At 70.2% G+C, this 6,000-nt stretch carries 4 protein-coding genes; all 4 read left to right on the top strand.

Features of this window, described 5'->3' with window-relative positions; all coding sequences use genetic code 11:
• Positions 1-493: HemK family protein methyltransferase (locus tag VI238_RS05740; protein ID WP_331649373.1), on the top strand; the 493-nt coding region annotated here is incomplete at its 5' end.
• Positions 494-710: 217 nt separating this feature from the next.
• Positions 711-1,811: a chorismate synthase gene (gene aroC, locus VI238_RS05735; protein ID WP_331649371.1), complete on the top strand. Its 1,101-nt coding sequence runs from the start codon at positions 711-713 to the stop codon at positions 1,809-1,811.
• A 192-nt stretch (positions 1,812-2,003) separates the two neighbouring features.
• Positions 2,004-3,032 (top strand): aspartate-semialdehyde dehydrogenase, encoded by a 1,029-nt coding sequence (locus tag VI238_RS05730; RefSeq protein WP_331649369.1) that lies wholly within the window; start codon positions 2,004-2,006, stop codon positions 3,030-3,032.
• 113 nt (positions 3,033-3,145) lie between these two features.
• A complete protein-coding gene (locus VI238_RS05725; RefSeq protein ID WP_331649367.1) occupies positions 3,146-5,848 on the top strand; it encodes a FimV/HubP family polar landmark protein in 2,703 nt (900 codons plus the stop codon).
• The last annotated feature ends 152 nt before the right edge of the window (positions 5,849-6,000 follow it).

Here is a 6,000-nt window from a genome sequence, read left to right as displayed (position 1 = left end):
GGCCGCGCACAATCCCGACTGGCAGGTCGACCTCGCCGACATCAGCGACGACGCGCTCGCGCTCGCGCGCGAGAACGTCGAGTTCCAGGACGTCGGCGAGCGCGTGCGCGTGATCAAGTCCGACCTGTTCGGCAGCCTCGGTGGCGAGCGCTACGACCTCATCGTGAGCAATCCGCCCTACGTGACCGAGCAGCAGTTCGCCGCATTGCCGCCCGAATACGGCCACGAGCCGAAACTAGGCTTGACCGCCGGAGACGACGGCCTCGACTTCGCGTTGCGCATCCTCGCGGCGGCCCCCGATCATCTCGCCGAGGACGGCGTGCTCATCGTCGAAGTCGGCGAGAGCGAACGCGCGCTCGTTGCGACGTTGCCGAACGTGCCGTTCAACTGGATCGAGTTCAACGTCGGCCAGATGGGCGTGTTCCTGCTCGATCGGCGCGACCTCGTCGAGCACGCGGTGGAGATCCATCGCGCGGCGAGCGCGCGCAAGTAGACGGGCCTGCGCCGGCGCACGCGGGCCGGCGTCGGCGGGTTGGCGCGCCGGGCGCATCGGCCGCCGACGCGCAGGCGCGATCCGCTGCGGGTGCTGGTCGCCGCGCAAGGGTGTCCGGCGTGGTGGCGCAACGACGTCACGTCATGCGCGCGCAGCCGGGCACAGTGGCCGTTCCCGACCAGCGATCCCGAATTCCCATTTCCTGATTCCCGACCCCATGTCCAGCAACACGTTCGGTACGCTCCTGAGCGTCACCACCTTCGGCGAAAGCCACGGGCCCGCGATCGGCTGCGTCGTCGACGGCTGCCCTCCGGGACTCGCGCTCGTCGCGGAGGATTTCCGCGCCGACCTCGAGCGGCGCGCGACCGGACGCAGCCGCTGGACCTCGCAGCGGCGCGAGGCCGACGAGGTCGAGATCCTCTCCGGTGTCTACGAGGGCCGCACGACGGGCACGCCGATCGCGCTGCTGATCCGCAATACCGACCCGCGCTCGAAGGATTACGGCGACCTGCTCGGCACGTTCCGCCCCGGCCATGCCGACTACACCTACTGGCAGAAGTACGGCATCCGCGATCCGCGCGGCGGTGGCCGCGCATCGGCGCGCGAGACGACCATGCGCGTCGCCGCCGCGGTGATCGCGAAGAAGTGGCTGGCCGAACGCCACGGCGTGCACGTGCGCGGCCATCTCGCGCAGATCGGCGACCTCGTCCCGCGCGCATTCGACGCCGACGCGGTCGAGCGCAACCCGTTCTTCTGGCCCGACGCATCGATGGTCGAGGAACTCGAGGCGTACGTGACCGCGCTGCGCAAGTCCGGCGACTCGGTCGGCGCGCGCGTGACCGTCGTCGCCGACGGCGTACCGCCGGGTTGGGGCGAACCGGTCTACGGCAAGCTCGACGCCGAACTCGCGTCGGCGCTGATGTCGATCAATGCGGTCAAGGGCGTCGAGATCGGCGCGGGATTCGCCGCCGTCGCGCAGCGCGGCAGCGAACATCGCGACGAGATCACGCCGCAGGGTTTCCTGTCCAACCATGCGGGCGGCATCCTCGGCGGCATCTCGACCGGCCAGGCCGTGGTCGCCTCGATCGCGCTGAAACCGACGTCGAGCATCCTCGTGCCCGGTCGCAGCGTGGACCTCGCCGGCGAACCGGTCGACGTCGTCACGAAGGGTCGCCACGACCCGTGCGTGGGCATCCGCGCGACGCCGATCGCCGAGGCGATGGTCGCGCTCGTGCTCATGGACCAGGCGCTGCGTCATCGCGCGCAGTGCGCCGACGTCGGCGACGTCGCGCCGCGCGTTCCCGGACGGGCCGGATGAGCCTGCGCGACCGCGCGGCACGGCGGCGACATCCGGCGACACCCGCGCGCGCGAATGCCGCATTCGGCACCCTCGCCATCGTTCGCCGCGCGTCGCACGCGTTCCATGCCCACGCGTCATTGGCGCGCGACGCCCGATTCGCGTGATCCTAGGCAACCACCCCCGCGCACGAACCCGACCGCAGGCACGATCATGACCCAGAGCACGACCTACAACGTCGCCATCGCCGGCGCCACCGGCGCCGTCGGCGAAACCCTGCTGTCGATCCTCAAGGAGCGCGCGTTTCCGGTCGGCGAACTCGTGCCGCTCGCGAGCGAGCGATCGGCCGGCGCGAAGGTGTCGTTCGGCCATCGCGAAATCACCGTGCGCGATCTCGCCGACTACGATTTCGACGGCATCGACATCGCGTTCTTCTCGGCCGGCGGCTCGGTCTCGCGCGTGCACGCGCCGCGCGCGGTGGCGGCCGGCGCGGTCGTCATCGACAATACGTCCGAGTTCCGCTACCAGGACGACATCCCGCTCGTCGTCAGCGAAGTGAACCCCCACGCGATCGCGCAGTACGCGAATCGCGGCATCATCGCCAATCCGAACTGCTCGACCATGCAGATGCTCGTCGCACTCGCGCCGATCCATCGCGCGGTCGGCATCGAACGCATCAACGTCGCGACCTACCAGTCGGTGTCGGGCGCCGGCCGCTCGGGCATGGAGGAACTCGGCCGGCAGACCGCGGCACTGCTGAACTTCCAGGATATCGAGCCGGCGAAGTTCCAGGCGCAGATCGCGTTCAACCTGATCCCGCAGATCGACGATTTCCAGGACAACGGCTATACGAAGGAAGAAATGAAGATGGTGTGGGAGACGCGCAAGATCCTCGAGGACGCGTCGATCCAGGTGAACCCGACCGCAGTGCGCGTGCCGGTGTTCTATGGCCACTCCGAAGCCGTCCACGTCGAGACGCGCGAAAAGATCAGTGCGGAGCGAGCGCGCGAGCTGCTGCGCGCGGCGCCGGGCGTCGTCGTCATCGACGAGCGCAAGCCGGGCGGCTACCCGACGCCGGTGCAGCACGCGGCGGGCAAGGACGAGGTGTTCGTCGGCCGGATTCGGGAGGACATCTCGCACCCGCGCGGGCTCGATCTATGGGTCGTCTCGGACAACATCCGCAAGGGCGCGGCGCTCAACGCGGTGCAAGTCGCCGAGCTGCTCGTGAAAACCTATCTGTGACGGGCCCCCGCTATTTGCGAAATCGTATCTGTGATCTATAGTTACGATTGTGTTATAAGCCCGTTTCGAGATGACCCGAAACGGGTCCCTACGCCTCCGGGGGGCATGCCTAGATGAAACGACCGCTGCAACTTTCGCTTGCGATCGCGCTCGCGTTGGGCGGAACGAACGCGCTCGCGCTGGGCCTCGGCCCCGTCCATGTGAAATCCAAGCTCAATCAACCGCTCGATGCCGAGATCCCGGTGATCCAGGGGACCGCGGGCGAAGCGGAAGGCTTGCTCGTGAGCCTGGCTGCAGCGGAAGACTTCGAGCGCGTCGGGATCTCGCGCAGCCACCTCAACGTGCCGCTCGACTTCTCGGTCGGGAAGGGCGCGAACGGCGAGGTGGTCATCCGCGTGACCAGCAAGCAGCCCGTGCAGGACAGCTACCTCGACTTCCTCGTCGAGGCGAACTGGCCGAAGGGCCGGCTGTTGCGCGAGTACACGGTGTTGCTCGACCCGCCCGTGACCGCGCCCGCGCGCAGCGCGCCCGCCGCGGTCGCCGCGTCCCCGGCGCCGCCGGTGAGCAAGCCCGTGGCGCCACGGCGCGAGCCCGAGAAGGTCGTTGCGACCGAGAAGCCCGCGACGCCCGCGCCCGTGCGCGAGAAGCCGGCACCGGCACCGGCACCGGCACCGGTCGAGTCGCGAAAGGTGGTCGAGGGCGAGTACGGGCCGGTCAAGGAAGGCGAGACGCTGTCCGGGATCGCGCGCGCGGCACGCCCCGATGGCGCTGGCGTCAACCTCGACCAGATGATGCTCGCGCTGCTCAAGAACAATCCGAACGCGTTCTACAAGGACAACATCAACGCGCTCAAGCGCGGCGCCATCCTGCGCATCCCGAGTGCCGACGAAGCGAAGGCGATCGGTTCGGCGAGCGAGGCTGCGGCGCAGGTCCGTTCGCAGTTCGAGGACTGGCGCGGAGGCCGTGCGACGCCGACGCGCGTCGCGTCGACGACCGAAGCACCGACGGTCGCTGCGCCGAACGAGCCCAAGGAAACGAAGCCTGCGAAGACGAGTACCGCGGGCGCGGAAGCGAAGAGCCCGGGCGAGCGCCTCGAGCTCGTGCCGCCCAAGTCGGGCAAGGGCAGCCTCGCGATGGCGGACCAGCCGGGGACGGGCAACGGTTCGGCTGCCGCGGCGGAAGCGAAACGCGAACTCGCGCGCACGAAGGAAGCCCTCACCGCGCGCGAGCAGGAGGCAGGCGAGCTCAAGTCGCGCGTGAAGGAGCTCGAGGACCTCAAGGGCAAGAACGATCGCCTGATCAGTCTCAAGGATTCCGAGATCGCGGACCTGCAGCAGAAGCTCAAGGATCTGCAGGCGAAGGCCGATGCCGCCGCGAAGGCGGCGGGCAAGCCTGCGGCGCCGGCCGCGACCACCCCGCCGCCGGTCGCGACGGCGGCGACCTCGCCGGCATCGATGACGCCGGCACCGTCGGCCGCGAAGGACACGGCGATCGACAAGAAGGACATCTGGGGCGATGCGGGCAAGGCGACGGCGCCGGCCGGCGAGACCGCGAAGGCCGCGCCACCTGCGGTCGCGGCGCCGACCGCGACCACGCCTGCACCGGGTTCGACGACGGCCTCCACGACGCCGGCCGCGACGCCGCCGGCGAGCGGAACGGGCGTACCCACGACGGGTCCGGCCACCCCGGCGCCGACGGCGCCTGGTGCTCCCTCGCCGACGACGGCGGCGACGACGCCGACGCCGGAGGCAACGACCGCTGCGCCGTCGGGTTCGAGCACGTCGACCGGCGCGACCGTGACGCCGCTGCCTGCGACGCCGCCGACCAAGGCGACGGCCGGGACCACGACCAAGGCCACGCCGGCGACGACGGTGAAGAAGCCGACGCCTGCGCCGCAGCCGCAGGAGGCGTGGTACGACGCGCCATGGGTGAAGCCCGCAGCGCTCGGCGCAGGCGTGCTGCTCGTTCTGCTCGGCCTGTTCGGCATGCGCAAGCGCAAGGCCGCGCCCGCAGCGGCCGGTGGCGCGCGGCCGTCGATCGCCGACGCATTCGGCGAATCGCCGGTCGGCGGCGGTGCGACGAGCGACGTGATGGAAGCCGAGGCGGCCGCACTGCGCGAGCAGATCGCGCGCGAGCCCGGCAACGTCGGTCTGTACCTCGAGTTGCTGAGCCTCTACTACGCCGAGCGCGACGTCCCGAAATTCGAGGATACCGCGGCGCAGATGCACGCCTACGTCACTGATCCGAACCAGCCCGAATGGCAGGAAGCGCAGGCGATGGGCCAGGAACTCGCGCCGCACAACCCGCTGTTCGCCTCCGCCGAGGCCTACGACGCGGGAGCGGCGTTCGCCGATACGGCGGAGCGTCCGGCGCTCGACGCCGACGATGACTTCGGCTTCGAGCACGCGCACGTGCCGGCGACGCCGCAGGCGGCGATGGGCACGAGCGCGCACGACGACGAGTACGGCTTCGGCCTTGCCGAGCCCGCCGCACCGGCGCACGCGGCGCCGCCCCCGGCTGCCGCCGACGCGTTCACGTTCGACGACCTGCCACCTCTGGAAGCCCCGGTGGCGAGGGCGACGCCCGCCCCGGCCATTCCGGCCGCGAAGGAGCCCGCACCCGCCATGAAGGAAGCCAGCCTGGACGACGATTTCTTCGCGGGCGAAGACGCGGTCGGCACCAAGCTCGACCTCGCCAAGGCCTACATGGACATGGGCGACCCGGACGGTGCGCGCTCGATGCTCGAGGAGGTCGTCGCCGAAGGCAATGACGTGCAGAAGGCGGAGGCGCATCGCCTGATCTCGGAGTTGCGCTAGTTCGTCGGCACGCGAGGCCGCTTCGCGAATGCGCGACGCGGCCGATCGAGGCGGGGGCGCACCACCGCACGGAAGGGAGTCGGCCATGCCGGCTCCCTTTTTTCATGTCCGCGCCGATACCGCATCGCTTACGATTCCCGATTCCCGATTCC

Source organism: Dokdonella sp., from assembly GCF_036518555.1.
In the GTDB taxonomy this organism is placed as follows: Bacteria; Pseudomonadota; Gammaproteobacteria; order Xanthomonadales; family Rhodanobacteraceae; genus Dokdonella_A.
This window is presented reverse-complemented; position numbering and strand designations above follow the sequence as displayed.

Coding starts and splice junctions, on each gene's coding strand:
- aroC (WP_331649371.1), top strand. CDS start 711: ATGTCCAGCAACACGTTCGGTACGCTCCTGAGCGTCACCACCTTCGGC.
- VI238_RS05730 (WP_331649369.1), top strand. CDS start 2,004: ATGACCCAGAGCACGACCTACAACGTCGCCATCGCCGGCGCCACCGGC.
- VI238_RS05725 (WP_331649367.1), top strand. CDS start 3,146: ATGAAACGACCGCTGCAACTTTCGCTTGCGATCGCGCTCGCGTTGGGC.